The 724-nt window shown below is 50.0% G+C and carries 2 protein-coding genes; one reads left to right on the top strand and one right to left on the bottom strand.

The window, feature by feature from the left end; translation table 11 throughout:
* Positions 1–65: 65 nt before the first annotated feature.
* Positions 66–398: a stress response protein gene (locus ACTHUM_RS16565; RefSeq protein ID WP_070583918.1), complete on the top strand. Its 333-nt coding sequence runs from the start codon at positions 66–68 to the stop codon at positions 396–398.
* A 51-nt stretch (positions 399–449) separates the two neighbouring features.
* Here the strand turns inward: ACTHUM_RS16565 and ACTHUM_RS16560 are convergent.
* Positions 450–724: epoxyqueuosine reductase QueH (locus ACTHUM_RS16560; protein WP_440403500.1), on the bottom strand; the 275-nt coding region annotated here is incomplete at its 5' end.

The raw sequence follows: 724 nt of genomic DNA, 5'->3' as shown, positions 1-724 counted from the left end.
GTTTGTCGAGGTATCAGGCGAGGCATATAATGGGATGACTATCCAACCTAAACTGGGAGCGAATCATGTTGACACTGAAAACTTTAGGTTCCGCACTGGCGGCGGTTGCCGTATTGAGCTTGGGTGCTTATTCTGCCGAAGCGGCGGCCAAACCGCATGGCCATCATGTGAGCAAACACCAGCAGGCGAAGAAAAACAAATTGCATCCTGCTTGTAAGAGATACCTTGAGCGCCGTGCTGCTTGGTATCGTTATAAAGGCAACAAGGCTGAGTTGAGGGAAAACCGTAAAGCGGCAAAAGCGTTCCGCGGTTTGCCTTATGCCGAGCAAAAAATTCAATGCCAAGCTGCTTATCAGGCATTTGATGATTTTGATCACGGCAAATTCCGCCGCCGTTAATCATCTGATTTGAACAAAGGCCGTCTGAATATTTCAGACGGCCTTTGATATTTATTTCTCAACAAGGATTTTGTTTTCGGCTTGAGGCTCGTATTGGGTGGATTCATCACCGTAATACAATACGCCCAGCTTGATGGGGATGCGGCCTTGCGATTTGCGGTGGGCATTGGAATCGCGCAGGGAGTAGGCGCAACCGCAATATTCTTGTTGGTAGAAATGCTCACGCTTGCTGATTTCAATCATGCGTGCGCTGCCGCCGCCTTTGCGCCAGTTGCAATCCCAATAAACCAAGTCATCGTACGGCTCGGCAGCGCGATGGCCGCAGC

The organism is Neisseria sp. P0021.S006 (assembly GCF_051956895.1).
The sequence above is the reverse complement of the archived record's forward strand: the minus strand, read 5'-3'. Positions and strand labels throughout refer to the sequence as shown.

Excerpts from the sequence above, each read along its gene's own strand:
- ACTHUM_RS16565 (WP_070583918.1), top strand. The coding sequence starts at position 66 with ATGTTGACACTGAAAACTTTAGGTTCCGCACTGGCGGCGGTTGCCGTA.